This is a genomic window from Georgenia sp. G2120, assembly GCF_055326485.1.
On sequence record NZ_JBUZNL010000011.1, the window covers coordinates 55490 to 72763 of the forward strand.

General features: G+C 73.8%; 14 protein-coding genes. 5 read left to right on the forward strand and 9 right to left on the reverse strand.

Features of this window, described 5'->3' with window-relative positions; genetic code table 11:
* Positions 1-100: 100 nt before the first annotated feature.
* The 3 genes from ACZLMO_RS12465 to ACZLMO_RS12475 form a co-directional block, all read right to left on the reverse strand.
* On the reverse strand, positions 101-886 hold the full coding sequence (locus ACZLMO_RS12465; RefSeq protein ID WP_463653928.1) for a hypothetical protein: 786 nt from the start codon (positions 884-886) through the stop codon (positions 101-103).
* Positions 887-1205: 319 nt separating this feature from the next.
* Positions 1206-2252: a hypothetical protein gene (locus tag ACZLMO_RS12470; protein WP_463653929.1), complete on the reverse strand. Its 1047-nt coding sequence runs from the start codon at positions 2250-2252 to the stop codon at positions 1206-1208.
* 149 nt (positions 2253-2401) lie between these two features.
* Complete coding sequence (locus ACZLMO_RS12475) at positions 2402-6898, reverse strand: DUF3418 domain-containing protein (protein ID WP_463653980.1); 4497 nt, start codon at positions 6896-6898, stop codon at positions 2402-2404.
* Positions 6899-7809: 911 nt separating this feature from the next.
* Between ACZLMO_RS12475 and ACZLMO_RS12480 the strand changes: the two genes are divergently transcribed.
* From ACZLMO_RS12480 to ACZLMO_RS12490, 3 genes are all read left to right on the forward strand, one after another.
* On the forward strand, positions 7810-8958 hold the full coding sequence (locus tag ACZLMO_RS12480) for an endonuclease/exonuclease/phosphatase family protein (protein WP_463653930.1): 1149 nt from the start codon (positions 7810-7812) through the stop codon (positions 8956-8958).
* A gap of 288 nt (positions 8959-9246) precedes the next feature.
* On the forward strand, positions 9247-10278 hold the full coding sequence (locus tag ACZLMO_RS12485) for an endonuclease/exonuclease/phosphatase family protein (protein ID WP_425715714.1): 1032 nt from the start codon (positions 9247-9249) through the stop codon (positions 10276-10278).
* A gap of 173 nt (positions 10279-10451) precedes the next feature.
* Positions 10452-11678 carry a GNAT family N-acetyltransferase gene (locus tag ACZLMO_RS12490; protein ID WP_425715715.1) on the forward strand — a complete coding sequence of 409 codons (1227 nt, stop codon included), beginning with the start codon at positions 10452-10454 and terminating at the stop codon, positions 11676-11678.
* Positions 11679-11692: 14 nt separating this feature from the next.
* Here ACZLMO_RS12490 and ACZLMO_RS12495 read toward each other — a convergent pair whose 3' ends face one another.
* The 3 genes from ACZLMO_RS12495 to ACZLMO_RS12505 all read right to left on the reverse strand — a co-directional run bounded on the left by ACZLMO_RS12495 (position 11693) and on the right by ACZLMO_RS12505 (position 13651).
* Positions 11693-12265: a DUF4287 domain-containing protein gene (locus tag ACZLMO_RS12495; protein ID WP_425715716.1), complete on the reverse strand. Its 573-nt coding sequence runs from the start codon at positions 12263-12265 to the stop codon at positions 11693-11695.
* 305 nt (positions 12266-12570) lie between these two features.
* Entirely contained in the window at positions 12571-13188 is a 618-nt protein-coding gene (locus ACZLMO_RS12500) for an MBL fold metallo-hydrolase (protein WP_425715903.1), read from the reverse strand.
* Between the two features lie 28 nt (positions 13189-13216).
* Positions 13217-13651 (reverse strand): Ohr family peroxiredoxin, encoded by a 435-nt coding sequence (locus ACZLMO_RS12505; RefSeq protein ID WP_425715904.1) that lies wholly within the window; start codon positions 13649-13651, stop codon positions 13217-13219.
* 75 nt (positions 13652-13726) lie between these two features.
* Here ACZLMO_RS12505 and ACZLMO_RS12510 point away from each other — a divergent pair, with 75 nt between their 5' ends.
* Both ACZLMO_RS12510 and ACZLMO_RS12515 read left to right on the forward strand, forming a co-directional pair.
* Positions 13727-14836 (forward strand): VIT1/CCC1 transporter family protein, encoded by a 1110-nt coding sequence (locus ACZLMO_RS12510; RefSeq protein WP_463653981.1) that lies wholly within the window; start codon positions 13727-13729, stop codon positions 14834-14836.
* 42 nt (positions 14837-14878) lie between these two features.
* Positions 14879-16015, forward strand: a complete 1137-nt coding sequence (locus tag ACZLMO_RS12515; RefSeq protein WP_463653931.1) for a glycerate kinase family protein — start codon at positions 14879-14881, stop codon at positions 16013-16015.
* Positions 16016-16183: 168 nt separating this feature from the next.
* Here ACZLMO_RS12515 and ACZLMO_RS12520 read toward each other — a convergent pair whose 3' ends face one another.
* The 3 genes from ACZLMO_RS12520 to ACZLMO_RS12530 all read right to left on the reverse strand — a co-directional run bounded on the left by ACZLMO_RS12520 (position 16184) and on the right by ACZLMO_RS12530 (position 17224).
* Positions 16184-16525 carry a hypothetical protein gene (locus ACZLMO_RS12520; RefSeq protein ID WP_463653932.1) on the reverse strand — a complete coding sequence of 114 codons (342 nt, stop codon included), beginning with the start codon at positions 16523-16525 and terminating at the stop codon, positions 16184-16186.
* Positions 16526-16608: 83 nt separating this feature from the next.
* The gene (locus ACZLMO_RS12525) at positions 16609-16959 is read right to left on the reverse strand and encodes a type II toxin-antitoxin system PemK/MazF family toxin (RefSeq protein ID WP_463653933.1); all 351 of its coding nucleotides are present in this window, start codon (positions 16957-16959) and stop codon (positions 16609-16611) included.
* Positions 16946-17224, reverse strand: a complete 279-nt coding sequence (locus ACZLMO_RS12530) for a ribbon-helix-helix domain-containing protein (protein ID WP_463653934.1) — start codon at positions 17222-17224, stop codon at positions 16946-16948. The genes ACZLMO_RS12525 and ACZLMO_RS12530 overlap by 14 nt, the downstream gene beginning before the upstream one ends.
* Positions 17225-17274 lie beyond the last annotated feature (50 nt).

Consider the following 17274-nt stretch of genomic DNA (forward strand, 5'->3'; position numbering starts at 1 on the left):
TAGCTGGTGTCGTTCGTCGTCGGGCAATGGTGGTTGTGATGGCCGTGTCGGCCGCAGGACCTTTGAGAGGTCAGCCGGCGACATGCCCGCCGCCGCTGCGTCAGGCGGCGGCCAGCTGCAGGGACGAGTCGATCGCGTCGACCATCTCGGTCGAGTCGCCGTTGACCGTGACGGTCAGCTGCAGGAGATGGCCCGTCGCGGAGTTCTCCACGATCCAGTGGACCTCGCCGGGCTCGAGTCCGATCGTCTCGAACCGGTAGATCCGCATGCCTTCGGGTGCGGCCACCTCGGCGTCCTCCCAGGAGATGCGCGGCGGGAGGTCGGACGACATGGTCTCCTCGAACTCGGCGATCTCCTCCTCGAAGGTGCCGGTCATGCCGTTGTTCTGCGGGCCCTGCACCACGAGCTGCTCGGACGCGTGCGGGTCGGTGGCCTCGGTCGCCGGCATCTCCCAGGTCCAGTAGCCCTCGTCCGCGCGGTTGGACTGCGCGTCGGCCGGCAGCTCGAAGGCGAGCCAGTCGGCCTCGGCGAGCCCCCCACCGGACTCCGCCGGCGGCTCCTCACCCTCGGCCGGCGGCTCCTCGCCCTCCGCAGGGGGCTCCTCCGCGACGGGCGGCTCCTCGCCCTCCGCAGGCGGCTGGGCCTCGCCCGGGTCGGTCTCGGCAGGTGCCTCGTCCTCGGGCGCCTCGTCCTCGGGTGCCTCCTCCTCCGGCGCCTCGCCCTCGGGCGCGTCGGGCTCGTTCTGCTCCGGAGGCGCGACGTTCGAGTCGGGCGGGGTGGAGCCGTCCGGGTCGACGGTGTCGTCCCCGGTGCTGCACGCGGCGATCGAGCCGGCGAGCAGGAGGGCGGTCGTGGTGGCTGCGGCGTATCGGCGGATGGTGGACATGGTGTCCTCCTCTCGGGACCGGTGGTCCCTGTGGACCCGATCGGGTCCGTCGCGTCGTCGGGGATTCCCCCTCGGTCATGGAGGCGATGACCTGCCTCCGACTTGCGTGCCAACGACGCTATGAGCCGTCCGGTGCCGCCGCACGGCCGGTCGGCGGGTACTTGATACCGGGGACCTCTGTCCCCGGCGTGGGACGTCGCCGCAGGTCCGGGGCGAGGGCGCACAACCTTGCACGACGACGAACCCCTCGTGCCCCGCCGCGCGGTGTTGCCGGCGCCCGCGCGTCCGCACCGATCACCGCGGCCACGAACTCCCGGGACTACGGCACGTACGGGGCGTGCGGCACGGGCCGCTGGTCGTCCTCGATGTACGCCCAGGCGCACGGGAAGTACCCCGGCATGCCGGCGAGCGCCGCGGGCTGCTCGTCGTACATCAGGTGGACGAGCATCCAGTTCGGGCGCCACAGGAAGTGGTGGCCGGACACGTCGACCTCCATCCACCAGTCGGGGGCGGGCTCCCCGATCGGCGCGGAGCCGTCGGTCGGCGCGGCGTGGATCTCGACGTCGCCCGCGGGCCACATCTCGTCGCCCGCGTACTCGACCTGCGGGCAGATCCCGCCCTCCCCGGCCATGCCGCCGGCGAGCACCGGCCAGCCGTCCTCGAGCGTCACCTGCCGGGTCACCGGGATGGTCCCGCCATCGACGCAGGGTGCAGCGCTGCCTGCCGGTCGAAGCTCCTCGACGACGACGTACACCTCCCCCTCGCCGGTGACCGAGAGGACGTCGTCGCCGCAGCCCGACTGCCGGGCGATCGGGCTCTCCACCTGCACCGCCGCCTGCGACTCGGGGTCCCAGCGCCAGACGTACCAGGTCTCCTCATACGCGTTGCCGTCGAGGACCTGCAGCGACGCGGCGGCGTCCTCGTGCCCGTCCCCGTCGACGTCGGCGTAGGCCACAGCGTCCGACACGGTGAACTGGCGCAGCCCGTCGCCCTCGGCGGGGACGACGGTCTCGCCGGTCAGTGCCTGCCGCCAGGACTGCGCGGCGAGGTCGACGTCGCGGATCGAGGGCCCGGGCTCCTCCGTGGCGGGCGCGTCGGTCGGCTCGTCGGCGCCCGATCCGTCGGCGGGGAGGGCCTCGCCCGTGGCTGTGCCGTCGCTCGCCGCCTCGCCGGAGGCGGACTCCGCGGCGTCCGGCGAGCCGGCGTCGGCTGCGCTCCCCGTGCCGTCCCGGCCGGGGTCGGCGTCGTCGGGCGGCGCCTCGGCGGGCGGACTCGCGGATCCGTCGTCCTCGGTCGATCCGCCGCACCCGGCCAGGGCGAGGGCGAGCGCGACGACGGGCACGGTGCGTCGGAGCGGGGAGGACATGGGTGGGGCCTTCCTCGTCGATCCCCCTGCGTCGGCGCTCGGGGGTGCGCCTGCCCAGATCCTTGTCAGTCCGCGCCCCGGCCGCAAGACCCTGCACGACGACGAACCACGCCGCGTCCGCTGCGCCGCACCATCGACGAGAGGACGGGCTAGCCCGCGAGGGCCGCCGCGATCGCCTTGCGCACCCGGGTCGTCGAGACCTTGACCGGCGTGCCGAGCTGCTGCGCGAACAGGGAGACCCGCAGCTCCTCGATCAGCCAGCGGACCTCGTCGAGCCTGGTGAGCGCCCCGACGTCGTCGCCGGCGCGCTGCCGCGCGGTCGCGAGCTCGTCGACCATCTCCTGGACCTGCCAGGCGGCCGCGTCGTCGGCGTGGACGTTCTGCGCCGCCCGCTCGAGCCGGCGCTGCGCGGCCGTGAGGTACCGCGCGACGTGCACGAGGTGGGCGGGACCGGTGGCCGAGACGAACCCGTCGAACACGAGCTCCCCGACCGCCGCGCGCACGTCCGTCACCGCGCCGAGCAGGTGGATGCTGTTCGAGTCCTTGATCGTGGCCTGCAGCTCGCGCCAGGCGTTCATGATCCGCACGACGATCCCCGCGAGCTCGGCGACCCGGTCCTCGAGCCGGGTCCGCACGTGCGCGATCAGGGCGTCGAACTGCGCCTTCTCCCGCAGCATCCCGGCGCCGCCGGTCACGTGCTCGGCGCACCAGTCGTCGACGATCTCCGTGGCGGCTGCGAGCTGGAGGTCCGCCACGAGCGCGCCGGTGCTCGGGTAGGGGGAGGTGGCGAGGGCGAGCGCGTCGCCGCCGGTCCACCGGGTGGAGACGCGCTGCTCGGCCAAAGCGGTCGCCGCGAGGGCCAGCCGGCGCACGCCGCGGCGGTGGGCGCGGACCTGGGCGGCGGCGTCGGGCAGGACGCGCAGCGACACGTCGGTCCGCTCCTCGACCAGCGCCGGGTAGCCGCGGACCACGAGTCCGGCCGGGCCGAGCGTCTCGACGCTCGCCGGGATCGTCCCGCCGCTCACCTCGGGCCAGCCGGTCAGCTTCTCCTGCTCGACGCCGGAGCTCGCCCCGGGTGCACCGGGTCCGCCTCGGCCGGCGCCACCGCGGCCGGCACCCACCCCGCGCGAGTCGGCACCACTGCCGGCGGAGCCGGCGTCGTCGCCCCGGTCGTTCGTCCCCGGGCCGCCGCCGGACCGCCCGGGCGAGCCTTCGGCGTCGGGCCCCGTTCCCCGGCCCTTCCGGCCGCGACGCGAGCCGCGGGAACCGTCGGCACCCGGGTGGCCGGCCTCGGCCATCGCCACCGCGACGGCACCGCGCACCGCCGTGGCGACCGCCGACTCGACGGCGGGGGCGAGCTCGCGCTGGAGGGCGAGCAGCGAGTCGCCCTCGCCGAGCACGGCCCCCTTGGCGGAGACGACGCGGAACTTCATCCGCAGGTGGCCGGGCAGCTCGGCGGACTCGCGCCAGGCGGCCTCGTCGATCTCGACCCCGCGGACCTCGCGCACGGCGGCCGTGAAGGCGTCCTGCCAGGCCGGGACGGTGGTCGGGTCGACCCAGCCGCCCCTCGCCTCGGCGTCCCCGGGCGCGGCGGCGACGGCCTCGTGCCAGCCGGCCATCGCCGCGAGGACGGCGCGTGAGACATCCGGCGCCGGCACGAGCTCGCGCCGCACGCGCTTGGGCAGGGCGCGGATCGTCGCGACGGCGAGCTCGTCCAGGTAGCTGGGCACGAGCCAGTCGAATCCCTCGGGGCGCAGGCGGCCGAGCACCTCGACCGGGACCGTGGCGGTGATGCCGTCGGCCCAGGCACCGGGCGTGAAGTCGTAGGAGAGGGGGAGGGTGAGGTCGCCCTGTCGCCAGGTCGAGGGCTGGTCGGCCTCGGTCACCGGGTTCTCCGGGACGAGGTCGGCGAGGGTGAGCGTGAGCAGGTCCGGCTGCTCCCGCTTCGTGCGCTTCCACCACGTGTCGAAGTGGCGGGCGGAGACGGCCTCGGCGCCGACGCGCTCGTCGTAGAAGGCGAACAGGGTGTCCTCGTCGCCGACCACGCCGCGCGTGCGCAGGCGGGCCTCGACCTCCTTGGCCTCCTCGATGACCGCGGCGTTGTCCGCGACGAACCGGTGGTGCGTGCGCCACTGACCCTCGACCAGGGCGTGGCGGATGAACATCTCGCGGGCCAGCTCGGCGGCGGTGGCGTCGCCGATCGGCTGGCCGCCGAGCTTCCCGAGCAGGGCGGGGCGGTCCGCGGCCAGCGTCATGCCGTAGAGCAGGACGCGCTCCTTGACCATCGCGGCCCCGTTGCGCGTGGACCAGTAGGGCTCGGAGTACGTGCGCCGCAGGAGGTGCTCGGCCGCACGCTCGACCCAGTCGGGGTTGATCCGCGCGACCGTGCGCGCGAACAGGCGCGACGTCTCGACGAGCTCGGCGGCCATCACCCACGCGTAGGTCTTCTTCGACAGCCCCGATCCCGGCCACACGACGAACCGGGTGCCGCGGGCGCCGGCGTAGTCGCGCTTGCGCTCGTCGTAGGAGCCGAGGTTGGAGAGCAGTCCGGTGAGCAGGGCCTGGTGGACGGAGTCGGCGCTCGCGGCGTCCGAGCTGCGGCCGAGCGCGGCGACGGTGGAGGCGACGAGATCGGTGTCGGGGGTGTCGACGTCGGCCGCCGGCGGGAGTGCGAGCGGCTTGAGGTGCAGGCCGAGGGGCTTGGCCAGCTGGCGGAGCTGGGTGACGACGTCCTGCCACTCGCGGATGCGCAGGTAGTTGAGGTACTCGCCCTTGACGGTGCGTCGGAAGGCTGAGCCGGACAGGTCGCGCTGGAGGGTGCGCAGGTAGCGCCACAGGTTGAGGTAGGCGAGGAAGTCCGAGGTGTCGTCGGCGAACCGGCGGTGCTTGGCGTCCGCCTGGGTCTGCTTCTCGACCGGCCGCTCGCGCACGTCCTGGACGGACAGGGCCGCGACGACGATCATCACCTCCGCCGCGCAGCCGAGCCGTTCGGCCTCGAGCAGCATGCGGCCGAGCCGGGGGTCGACCGGCAGGCGAGCGAGGTCGCGGCCGACGCGGGTGAGCTCGGTCGAGCCGGGCTCGAGGGCGCCGATCTCCTCGAGCTGCTGGACGCCGTCGCGCACGGCCTTCGTGTCCGGCGGGTCGACGAACGGGAACTGCGCGACGTCGCCGAGCCCGAGCGCCGCCATCTGGAGGATGACCGAGGCCAGCGAGGTGCGCAGGATCTCCGGCTCGGTGAACTCGGGTCGGTTCTCGAAGTCGCGGCGCGAGTACAGGCGGATCGCGACGCCGTCCGCCACGCGGCCCGAGCGCCCCGAGCGCTGGGCGGCGCTCGCCCGCGAGATCGGCTCGATCGGCAGTCGCTGGACCTTGGTGCGCGTGGAGTACCGGGAGATGCGCGCGGTGCCCGGGTCGATGACGTAATGGATCCCCGGCACGGTCAGCGACGTCTCGGCGACGTTGGTGGCGAGCACGACGCGCCGGGTCTGGTGCGGGGCGAACACGCGGTGCTGCTCGGCGGCGGTCAGGCGCGCGTAGAGCGGGAGGATCTCGACGGCGCCCGGCACCGTCGAGCGGCCGCCCGGTGCGAGGTAGCGCTCGCCCAGGTGCTCGGCGAACGCCACGTGGGTGTCCCGGATCTCGCGCTCGCCGGAGAGGAAGACGAGGATGTCGCCCGGTCCCTCGGCCTCGAGCTCGTCGTAGGCCTCGAGGATGCCGGTGACCTGGTCGATCGGCTCGTCGTGGCCGGTGGAGGCGTTCCGGTTCGTGGGGGTGGTGCGGGTTGCGGGCGCGTTGCGGCCGGCCGCCGAGGAGTCGGGGCGCCGGGCGGGGGGTTCGTCGTCGGGCCGTTCGTCGTCGTGGGCGTTGTCGGTCTCGTCCTCCGTGTCCGCGACGAGCGGGCGGTAGCGGACATCGACCGGGTAGGTGCGGCCCGTGACCTCGACGACCGGCGCCGGGCCGGCCATGCCCGCAGCCTTGCCGAAGTGCTCGGCGAACCGCTCGGAGTCGATCGTGGCGGAGGTGATGACGAGCTTGAGGTCGGGGCGGCGGGGGAGGAGCTGGGCGAGGTAGCCGAGGAGGAAGTCGATGTTGAGGGACCGCTCGTGGGCCTCGTCGACGATGATCGTGTCGTAGCGGCGCAGGAGCGGGTCGCGCTGGATCTCGGCGAGCAGGATGCCGTCGGTCATCAACTTGACCAGGGTCGTCGCCGAGACCTCGTCGGTGAACCGGACCTGGTAGCCGACCTGCTTGCCCATCTCGACGTCGAGCTCGGACGCGATCCGCTCCGCGACGGACCGCGCGGCGAGCCGGCGGGGCTGGGTGTGGCCGATCATGCCCTCGACGCCGCGGCCGAGGTCGAGGCAGATCTTCGGCAGCTGGGTGGTCTTGCCGGATCCGGTCTCGCCCGCGACCACGACGACCTGGTGGCTCGCGATCGCCGCCGCGATCTCGAAGCGGCGCTCCGCGACCGGGAGCTCCTCGGGATAGCTGATCACGGGGACGGCTGCGCGCCTGGCCTCGATCTGCTCCGGCGTGAGGGGGCGGGGGCCGCGGGCGACCCGGTCGGCGCCGCGGGCGGCTCCTCGGTTGCGGCGGTTGCCGCGGTTGCGGGTCCGGCCTCGGTTGCCGGTGGAGCGGGAGGCCATGGTGTCGCTGCCGGAGCTCGTGTCGGTGCCCCCGTTGCCGTTGCTGCTGCCGTTGCCGTTGCTGTTGCTGTTGCTGTTGCTGTTGCTGTTGCTGTTGCCGTTGCCGTTGCCGTTGCCGTTGCTGTTGCCGTTTCGGCTGCGGCTTGAGCGCGTGGTGCCGGCTCCGTTCCGGGTGGGGCCGTCGTTGCCGCGCCGCTGCTGCTCCCCCTGGTCGGGGGTGCGCGGATCGGGGTCGGCGGAGGTCACGGGCGTCCATTCTTCGGCATCGGGCCACCAGGATGCACCGGGAATCGGGTGACGAGGGGCGCACTGGGCTCGTCGGGGGCAAGCTGTGCGCCGAGGGAGCGGGATCCGTGCCGAACAGTCGGGTTGTGTGCCGAACAGAGGGTTGGTGTGTCGAACAGTCGGTTTGTGTCTCGAAAGGACCCCTGCCGCCCGACGTCTCGGTGCGTTGACCGACTCCTCGGCGGGGAACCGACTCCTCGGTGCGTTGACTGACTGCTCGGCGCTGAGCCGCACGCCGGCTGAGCTGCCCTCTCGGAGCGTTGACCGACTCTTCGGCGGGGAACCGACTCCCCGGTGCGTTGACTGACTGCTCGGCGCTGAGCCGCACGCCGGCTGAGCTGCACTCTCGGAGCGTTGACCGACTCTTCGGCGGGGAACCGACTCCCCGGTGCGTTGACTGACTGCTCGGCGCTGAGCCGCACGCCGGCTGAGCTGCACTCTCGGCGGGGAACCGACTCCTCGGCGACGAACAACCCCTTCGACGACGAACAACCCCTTCGACGACGAACCCCCCGCCGCTCAGCCGCACTCTCTACGCCAACCCCGGGAACGGGGACCGCTACCCCGGGTCGGACTCCCCGCCCGGGGGTGGCTCGACCACGGTGCCGTGACCGACGATGGAAGGTATGCGCAGGGGGGCGAGGGTGATTGCCGTGGTCGCGGCGGTGCTCGTCGCGCTCGCGAGCCTGTACTCGCTGCGCCCCCTGTGGCTGAGCGAGCGGATCCCGGTGGCGCAGGTGGTCGCGCTCAAGGGTGTCCTCGCCGCCGTACTCGTGGGGCTCGGGCTGGCGATCGCGCTCGCGGCGGGGCTCGTCGTCTACACCAGGGGTCGTCGGACGCGGGTGAACTCGGCGGACGGACCCGGGGGCCGGCGCCGGACCGCGCGCATGACCACCGCGGTGACCGTGGTGCTGGTGGGCGGCGTCGTCACCGCGCTCTCCGGCGTCGCGCACGGGCTGGCGCTCGCCGATCGGGGCACGTCCGGCGGGCTCGGACCGGTCTCGGACGACCCGCCGACCCCTGCCTCCTTCACCGTCCTCACGCTCAACACGCTCGGCGGGGCGAGCTCGCCGTCCGACGTCGTCGCGCATGCCGTGGCCACCGGCGCCGACGTCCTCGCCCTGCCCGAGACGACCGCCGAGCTGGCCGTGCAGATCAGCGACGGACTCGAGCAGCGCCTCGGTGAGGGCTTCACGTCCTACACCGACGGGTCCGGCCCCACCGGGTCGACCTCCCTGGTGGTGGCGGACGCGCTCGGGCCGTACGAGCAGCTGACCGGCGCGACCACCGGCGGATTCGGGCGCGTCCACCTCGACCCGGTCAGCGACGACCCCGACCAGCCTGCCCTCGTCGCCGCGCATCCGATCCCGCCCGTGAGCGGCAACATGGCGGCCTGGCGCCAGGAGAACCTCGCGATCCTCGGTACCTGCCAGCGGGCAGCGCGGCCCACCGTCATCGCCGGTGACCTCAACATGACGCTCGACCACGGCACGCTGGTCGGCATCGACGACCCGGGCGGCCGCTGCCACGCCGCGGGCGTCGACGCCGGGATCGGGGGGATCGCCACGTGGCCGACCTCCTGGCCGACCTGGGCCGGCGCCGCGATCGACCACGTCCTCGTCGCGGGAGGGCTGCGCGGGGTCTCGGGCACGGTGGACGAGGTCGGCGGGTCGGACCACCGGGCCGTCGTCGTCGAGGTGCGGCTCGTCACCGCCGCGGAGACCAGCGTGCCGCGCGTGCCGGGCGGCGAAGGTTCGGACGCCCGGTCGCGCTGAACCCGATATCCGGGCACGACGACGACCACCACCCCCGACGACGACGAACCGCGCGTTCGACCACCGTGGCGGCTCCCAACCGCAATCTCGACGACGACGACTACCACCCTCGACGACGACGACCACCACCCTCGACGACGACGAACCGCGCGTTCGACCACCGTGGCGGCTCCCAACCGCAATCTCGACGACGACGAACCGCAATCTCGACGACGGGGGAGGGGCGCGTGACCGGTTCGAGACCCCGTTCCTGCGGACCCCCGCGCGCGGGTACGGGACACTGACCCCGTGCGCATCGTCATCTGGATCGTCGTCGCGGTGATCGGGCTCCTCGCCGCCCTCACGCTTGATCCCGAGCTGCCCGGGCGGATCGTCCCTCCCCTTGAGGGGCTCTCCGGGATCGCACCGATCGCCCAGGTGGTCGCGCTCAAGGGCTGGCTCGTCCTCACCCTCGCGGTGATCGGGGTCCTGTTCGTCGGCATCGGACTCGTGCGGCGCCAGCTCATCCAGGCGGGCACGGCGATCATGGTGCTCGGCGGCATCCTCGTGGTCGTCGCGATCGGCCACCTCGCGATCATGTTCGACCGTGGCACGTCGGCGGCCACGGAGATCAGCCGCACCGACGACACGGCCGCCGCGCCCGACGCCGCCCTGACGATCCTCACGGTCAACATGGAGGAGGGCGACGTCGAGCCGTCCGACCTCTCCGCACCGATCGTCGACCAGGGCGTCGATGTCGTCGTCCTGCCCGAGATGCTCGAGGAGAACGCGACGGCGCTCGCCGCCGAGCTCACCGAGTCCGGGCACCCGTTCACCGCCTACGGGGCGGGGTCCGCCACCGAGGACCGGGGCGCCACGGCCGTCCTGCTCGCCGACTCCCTCGGCGGCTACGTCCCTGTCGACGCCGAGCCGACCGCCGAGGCATTCGCCCTGCGCCCCGTCTCCGGGGTCGGGCCGACGATCGTCGCCGTCCACCCGACCGCGCCCCGGCCGGACGAGATGGACGTGTGGCGCCAGGAGGTCGAGCAGGCGCTGACCTGGTGCCGCACCGGCTCCGGCCCGGTCGTCGTGGCCGGCGGGCTCAACGCGACCGTCGACCACGCGCCCGCCCGGGACCTCGGCCGCTGCGTCGACGGCGCCCAGGAGGCCGGCCTCGGCGGCGTGGCCACGTGGCCCGCGAACATCCCGTGGTTCTTCGGCTCGCCGATCGACCGCATCCTCGTCGACGAGGCCAGCTACCGGGTCGCCGAGGGCGCGGTCTTCGACGTCGGACGGGCCACGCACCGCGCACTTGTCGTGCGGGTCGAGCCGGTCGGCTGAGCGTCCGGCCGCAGATCTGGCGAGTGAGCGGATGACCTTTGCGCGGCACTGAGCCGCACTCTCGACGACGAGACGGGGTCGGGCCGCCGAGGCGGTGGGTGCGAACGCGGTGGCGGCGTCGTCGGGGGAAAAATCGCGTGCGGGCGCGCGCCCGCCGGCGCCATCCTTCCCGCATGACTTCCACCGACGCACGTGTGACGGTCGAGCGGCCGGCGGGGCTGCCCGCGGACGTCCACCTGTTCCACCTCGCGGCGCCCGCGGCCGAGGAGCTCGACGCCGGCGCCGCGCCGTCGGCCGCCTTCCGCGCCCTGACCGAGATCGACGGCGAGTACCTCCTCGAGCGGCTCGGCGACACGGACCTGCTCGGCGACCCCGGTACCCGCCTGCGGACGTACGCCGACCAGACCTCGGTCCTCCGGGTGGGGATCGTCGCCGCCACGGGGCCGGCCGCCGACCGGCTGGCCGCGGACGGCGCGACCGCGACACCCGCTGCGGTGGCCGCCGGCGCCGAGGACCCCGGGCCGGGGACGGACGACGTCGTCGGGTACCTCGCCCTCGACCTCGACCTGCTCGACAACACCACCTCGTGCGGCGTGGAGGTCTACGTCCGCGCCCCGCACCGGCGCCGCGGGATCGGGGACGCGCTGTGGCGGGCGGGGACGACGATCGCCCGGGCGGACGGCCGCACCACCGCCCAGGCGTGGGTGGACCACGAGGCGCCGGTCGACGGCGAGGAACCCCTGCGCCCGACGAAGAGCGAGGGGGCGATCGCCCGCGACCTGCCGGCCCGCTTCGCGATCGACCGCGGGCTCGTTCTCGAGCAGATCGAGCGCCACTCGGTCGTCCACCTGGCGGGTCGGGCCGACAACTGGCGCGACCTGCTGGAGGCCGCGCGCGCCCGGATGGCGCCCACGGACGAGATCGTCACCTGGGCGGGCGCGACCCCGGAGGCCGAGCTCGCCCACGTCGCCGAGCTCATGCGCCGGATGAGCACCGACGTGCCGCTCGGCGGGCTCGAGTGGGAGGAGGAGGCCTGGGACGCGGACCGCGTGCGGACCACCGAGGCCGCGCGGCTGGTGTCCGGCGGGCGCACCTTCCTGCACTCCGCGGTGCGCGACACGACCACCGGCGTGCTCGTCGCCTTTACCAAGCTGTCGATCCCGATCGGCCGGCCCGCCGCGTGGCAGGACGAGACGCTCGTGATGAAGGAGCACCGCGGCCGCCGCCTCGGGACCGTGGTCAAGCTCGCCAACCAGCTCGCCCTGCTCGAGCAGTTCCCCGCGGTCGAGCGGATCCACACGTGGAACGCGTTCGAGAACCGGCACATGCTCGACGTCAACCACGCCGTCGGGTTCGAGCTCGCGTCGCTCGCCGGCGCCTGGCAGGGGCGGCTCGGCTGACGATCAGGCGCCCCTCAGGCGGCCGAGAGCAGGTCCGCGAGACGGGCGAACGCCGTCTTCCAGGTCGACTTGAGCTCGGGGATCGCGTCGCCCGACGCGAGCCCCGTGTGCTGGACGGACAAGCGCACCCGGTGCCGGCCGTCGGCGCTCGGCTCGAGCCGGTCGATGCGCAGGGTGACCCGCTCGTCGCCGTCGGCGAAGCGCACCGACGTCGGCTCGGTCTGCCCCGTGACCTCGAGGTGCTTCTCCATCCAGTCGTTCCGCAGCGACTTCTCGGCGAGGTAGGGCCACAGGTCATCGGCCGTGACGTACAGCGTCTTCGACGCCGACGCCTCCCAGCCCCCGTCGCGCCGCTGCCCGGGTTCGCGCAGGCCGCGCGCCTGCTCGTACGCGACGGTCACGCCCTGCGCCCACCACCCGTCGACGTCGTGCTCCTCGCGCAGCCACGTCGCGATGCGGGTGTGGTCCCAGGTGGCGGCGTCCTCGGCGTCGAGGAGCGCGAACCACTCCTCGCGCGGGCGGCCCGTCGCCTCGCGCACCTTCTCGTCGCTCACCGTGTTGTCGATGGACCGCGCTCCCGAGGACATGTGATCCAACCTACAACCGGGGCACGACGACGAACAGCGCCGTTCGTCGTCGGACCGTGGCTGTGAGCCGACCCGGTGACAGGTCCGACCTCTGATCCGCACTCTCGAGCGCATTCATCGAAACTGCGGTTGGTGCACGAACCCCCGCTCGACCAGCCGGGGTGGCGCCGCGCCCGCTCATCGAGATTGCGGTTGGGGCCCCAACCGCAATCTCGGCGACGACGAACCGCAATCTCGACGGGTTGTGCGGCTCCCCACCGCAGTCTCGGCGTGCACCAACCGCAGTTTCGATGAAAAAGGCACGGCTACCAGCCGCGCGCCTCCCATGAGTCGAGCGCGGGGGCCTCGGCGCCCACCGTGGTCGGCTCGCCGTGCCCGGGCGCGACCGTCCACGCCAGGTCGAGGGTGAGGAGTCGCTTGCGGATCGAGGTGATGATCTGGTCGAAGTCGCTGTAGTCCCAGCGGGTGGCGCCCGGGCCGCCGGGGAAGAGCGTGTCGCCGGTGAGCACGGTGGCGGCGTCGGGCACGAGGAACGAGCAGGCGCCGGGCGTGTGGCCGGGCGTGTGCGCCACGGTGACCTGCGAGCCCGCGACGTCGAGGACCAGGTGGTCGGCGAGGTCGCCTGTGGCCACGTCGGGGTGCGAGCCCTCCCAGAGGAACCGGTCGGCGAGGTGGAGCAGCGGCTCGACACCCCACTCGCGGGCGAGCTCGGGGGCGGGACCGACGTGGTCCCAGTGGCCGTGCGTGAGGACGAGGCCCACCACGCGCCGGTCGCCGACGCAGGCGCGCACGGCGTCGGCGTCGTGGGCGGGGTCGACGACGAGGACCTCGCGCTCGTCACCGACCAGGTAGGTGTTGTTGGGGAAGGCCCCGCCGTCCGGTCCGGTGCCGACGATCTCGTGCCGTTCGACCTGGACGGACATGGCGGGGCCTTCCTTCAACGGTGGTGCGTCAGAGCGAGTCGACGGCGGTGACCGTCACGGGGACGTTGCCCCGGGTGGCCTTGGAGTAGGGGCACAGCTCGTGGGTGCGGTCGACGATGGTCTGCGCCTCGTCGATGCCGAGGCCGGGGATGTGCACCTCGTGGTCGACGGTGAGGGCGAACGACTCGCCCTCGGGGCCGAAGCCGACCTTGGTGCGGACGGTGGCCTCGGAGACGTCGACGTTCTTCTCCTTGCCGGCCAGGCCCAGCGCGCCGGTGAAGCAGGCGCCGTAGCCGAGGGCGAAGAGCTGCTCGGGGTTGGTCCCCTCGCCGGAGCCGCCCATGTCCTTGGGCGAGGTGAAGGTGAGCTCGAGATGGGGGTCCTCGGAGACGCCGGTCCCCGTGCGGCCACCGGTGCTGGTGGCGGTGGCGGTGTACACGATCTTGTCTGGTGTGTTGGCCATGTGAGCCAGCCCATCACCCTTCGTGCGGACCCGCAACAGGTGTCCGGCGCGTCGGGAGCACAATGGGGCATCGTGATGACCATGTCCCGTCCCGACGTGCCCGCGCGGGCGCCGGATCCCGCACGGATCCGCCGCTGGCGAAACAACCTCGCCGAGGAGCGTGCCGAGGGCGCGACCTACCGGAACCTGGCCGAACGGAAGACCGGCGAGGAGCGCGAGATCCTCCTCGGGCTCGCCGAGGCCGAGAAGCGCCACGAGCAGCACTGGCTCGACCTGCTCGGGCCCCATGCCGAGCGGCCCGGCCGTGCCTCGATGCGCAGCCGCCTGCTCGCCTGGCTCGCCCGCAGCTTCGGGTCGGTGTTCGTCCTCGCGCTCGCCCAGCGCGCGGAGCTGAGGGCGAACTACGACGACGACGCCGACGCGACAGAGCGGATGGCCGCCGACGAGCGCGTCCACGGGGAGGTGGTCCGGGCGCTCGCCGCCCGCGGTCGGGCCCGGATGTCCGGCACGTTCCGGGCCGCGGTGTTCGGCGCCAACGACGGCCTGGTCTCCAACCTCGCGCTCGTCCTCGGGATCGGCGCCACCGGCGTGAGTACCTCCGTGGTGCTCGCGACCGGGATCTCCGGCCTGCTCGCGGGGGCGCTGTCGATGGGCGCCGGCGAGTACGTCTCGGTGCGCAGCCAGCGCGAGCTCCTCGAGTCCTCCACGCCGAGCACCCGCAGCGCCCACGTGGTCCCGGCACTCGACGTCGACGCCAACGAGCTCTCCCTGCTCTACCGCGCCCGCGGCATGTCCGCCGAGGACGCCGACGCGCACGCCCGCGCCGTCATCGCCGCCCACGCGCACCAGCCGGCCGCCGGCGCGGCGGAGGACGAGCCCCGGCCGGCCGAGGCCGCCTACGAGGAGGTCGGGACCGCCTGGCAGGCGGCGTCGTCGAGCTTCCTGTTCTTCGCCTCCGGCGCGATCATCCCCGTGCTGCCCTACCTGTTCGGCATGACCGGGCTCGCGGCCGTCGCGGTGGCGAGCGCGCTCGTCGGCGTCGCGCTGCTGATGACCGGCGCGGTGGTCGGCATCCTCTCCGGCTCCGCGCCCCTGCCGCGCGCGCTGCGCCAGCTCGCGATCGGCTACGGCGCCGCCGCCGTGACGTACGCGCTCGGCCTGCTCTTCGGCGGCGCCGTAGGCTGAGCGGGCCATGAGGCGCCCCTGCCCGGACGAAGGAGTTCCCGCATGCTCGTGATCGTCGCCCCCGACTCGTTCAAGGAGTCGATCGACGCCGCCGACGCGGCCGCCGCCATGGCCGCCGGGATCCGCGACGCCGTGCCGGACGCCGAGGTGCGCGAGCTGCCGATGTCCGACGGCGGGGAGGGCTTCACCGAGTCCGTCGCCGCCGCGCTCGGGGCCCGCACGATCGACGTCCCCGTGCGCGACGCGCTCGGACGTCAGGCCACCGGGCAGGTCGCGATCGCCGGGCGGCGGGCCGTGCTCGAGGTGGCGACCGCCGTCGGGCTCGGGATGATCGACCCCGGCGAGCGGGACATCATGGGAGCGGACTCCACCGGGGTGGGCGAGCTCGTGGCCGCGGCGCTGGACGAGGGGGCGGGCGAGATCGTCGTGGGCCTCGGCGGCTCCGCGACCAACGACGCCGGCGCCGGCATGCTCCGCGTTCTCGGCGCGCGCTTCCTCGACGAGTCCGGGGCCGAGATCGGCACCACCCCGCGCGAGCTGGCGCGGCTCGCCGAGATCGACCTGTCCGGGCTCGACGAGCGCCTGGCAGACGTCCAGGTGCAGGCCGCGTGCGACGTGAGCAACCCGCTGCTCGGCGAGGCCGGCGCGAGCGCGGTGTTCGGTCCGCAGAAGGGCGCGACGCCGGAGCTCGTCACGGAGCTGGACGAGATCCTGGCCCGCGTGGCCGAGGTCGCCGGGCACGCCGGCGAGGGCGGGGCCGCGCACGTACCCGGCGCCGGGGCCGCGGGCGGCCTGGGCTACGCACTCATCGGGTTCCTCGGGGCGCGGATGCGGCCCGGGGTGGAGCTGGTGGTCGAGACCGTCGGGCTCGAGGAGGCCGTGGCGGGCGCCGACCTCGTCCTCACCGGCGAGGGCTCGGTCGACGCGCAGACGCTGTCCGGCAAGACGCCCGCCGGGGTGGCTGCCGTGGCCGCGCGGGCGGGGGTGCCGTGCGTGGTGCTCGCCGGGCGGGTCGCCGACGACGCCGCCGTGCTGCTCGACCACGGGGTCACCGCGCTCGTGCCGATCGTGCCGGGCGTGACGGACCTGCCCACGGCGCTCGCCGAGGGCGGGGCGAACATCCGCCGCGCGTCGTCGACAGTCACGCGCATCTTCGCGGCGGGCCGCTCAACGACCTGACCGACCAACTCTTCGTCGAGATTGCGGTTGGTGCACGTCGAGATTGCGGTTCGTCGTTGCCGAGATTGCGGTTGGGGCCCCAACCGCAATCTCGATGAAAGGGGCGACTGCGGCTCAGGGCCCGCCTCTGGTCGAGAGTGCGGTTCAGGGCGCCCGGACAGGGTCGGCCTACTCGTCGAGGTCGTCCTCGTCGTCGTCCCAGTCCCACTCCTCGAGGACGACGACCTCCCACTCCTCCTCGTCGTCCTCCTCGTCGGTGTCCCAGCTCGCGCGGGTGACGGCCTCGGCGGCCTGCGTGACGGGGTCGTCCACGAGGACCACGAGCGGCGGGGTCATGAAGGAGGTGGCGATGGCGATGCCGTACCCGTCGGTGCGGCCGGGCGAGACGATCGTCCGGGCGGCGGAGGCGGCCACGTAGTAGGAGAGTGCGTCGGAGTCGATCGTCCAGGCGTTGACGGCGGGGGAGGGTGTCGGGTCGGACGGCGTGGGGGTGGATCCGGAGTCGTGCACGGGTCCATCATGCGCACGATCTCCGACAACCGGCGACGTCGTTCCGCCGTGTCGCCGCTCACCGGGCGGCACACCCCCCACGGTCACCACAGGCCGAGGTGCACCCGCAGGGCGTCGTCGAGCCTGTTCTCCAGGTCGGCCGGCAGCCTGCCCACGGCCTCCCGGAGCCGGCGTACGTCGATCGACCGCACCTGCTCGGCCTGCGCCTTCGAGTCCCGGCGGAGTCCCGAGCTGCCGGCGGGGACGAGGACCTGGAACGAGTAGACGGAGGACACGTTGGTCGTCAGCGGGACCACGGTGACGACGCCGTGCCCCCGCTCGACCGCGGCCGAGGTCGCCCCGTCATTTCCGACGACGACGACAGGCCGGACCTTGTTCGCCTCCGCGCCCCGCACCGGCTCGAGGTCCGCCAGCCAGATCTCACCGCGCTGCATCGCCGCTCAGACCCTCATCGCCCAGCCCACTCCCGCCGAGCCCGTTCCCACCCAGCCCGTCCGTGGTCGCCCGGTCCCACGCCTCGGACTCGTCGGACGCGTCCCACTCGTCGAAGGCGGCCGCGTACTCGGGCCTGAGCTCCTGCGCGCGCAGCGATCGCACGGCGCGCTGCAGTGCGGCGGAGCGGGACGACAGCCCGGCGCGGGCGGCGTACTCGTCGAGGAAGCGCACGTCGTCGTCGGGGATGCTCACACTGACCTTCATACCCGCGATGCTACTCCGGTAGCACCCCGCGTCGACGGGACCCCCGACCT

Excerpts from the sequence above, each read along its gene's own strand:
- ACZLMO_RS12495 (WP_425715716.1), bottom strand. The coding sequence starts at position 12,265 with ATGTCCTCGGGAGCGCGGTCCATCGACAACACGGTGAGCGACGAGAAG.
- ACZLMO_RS12475 (WP_463653980.1), bottom strand. The coding sequence starts at position 6,898 with ATGGCCTCCCGCTCCACCGGCAACCGAGGCCGGACCCGCAACCGCGGC.
- ACZLMO_RS12470 (WP_463653929.1), bottom strand. The coding sequence starts at position 2,252 with ATGTCCTCCCCGCTCCGACGCACCGTGCCCGTCGTCGCGCTCGCCCTC.
- ACZLMO_RS12480 (WP_463653930.1), top strand. The coding sequence starts at position 7,810 with ATGCGCAGGGGGGCGAGGGTGATTGCCGTGGTCGCGGCGGTGCTCGTC.
- ACZLMO_RS12505 (WP_425715904.1), bottom strand. The coding sequence starts at position 13,651 with ATGGCCAACACACCAGACAAGATCGTGTACACCGCCACCGCCACCAGC.
- ACZLMO_RS12515 (WP_463653931.1), top strand. The coding sequence starts at position 14,879 with ATGCTCGTGATCGTCGCCCCCGACTCGTTCAAGGAGTCGATCGACGCC.
- ACZLMO_RS12465 (WP_463653928.1), bottom strand. The coding sequence starts at position 886 with ATGTCCACCATCCGCCGATACGCCGCAGCCACCACGACCGCCCTCCTG.
- ACZLMO_RS12525 (WP_463653933.1), bottom strand. The coding sequence starts at position 16,959 with ATGCAGCGCGGTGAGATCTGGCTGGCGGACCTCGAGCCGGTGCGGGGC.
- ACZLMO_RS12500 (WP_425715903.1), bottom strand. The coding sequence starts at position 13,188 with ATGTCCGTCCAGGTCGAACGGCACGAGATCGTCGGCACCGGACCGGAC.
- ACZLMO_RS12510 (WP_463653981.1), top strand. The coding sequence starts at position 13,727 with ATGACCATGTCCCGTCCCGACGTGCCCGCGCGGGCGCCGGATCCCGCA.
- ACZLMO_RS12530 (WP_463653934.1), bottom strand. The coding sequence starts at position 17,224 with ATGAAGGTCAGTGTGAGCATCCCCGACGACGACGTGCGCTTCCTCGAC.
- ACZLMO_RS12490 (WP_425715715.1), top strand. The coding sequence starts at position 10,452 with ATGACTTCCACCGACGCACGTGTGACGGTCGAGCGGCCGGCGGGGCTG.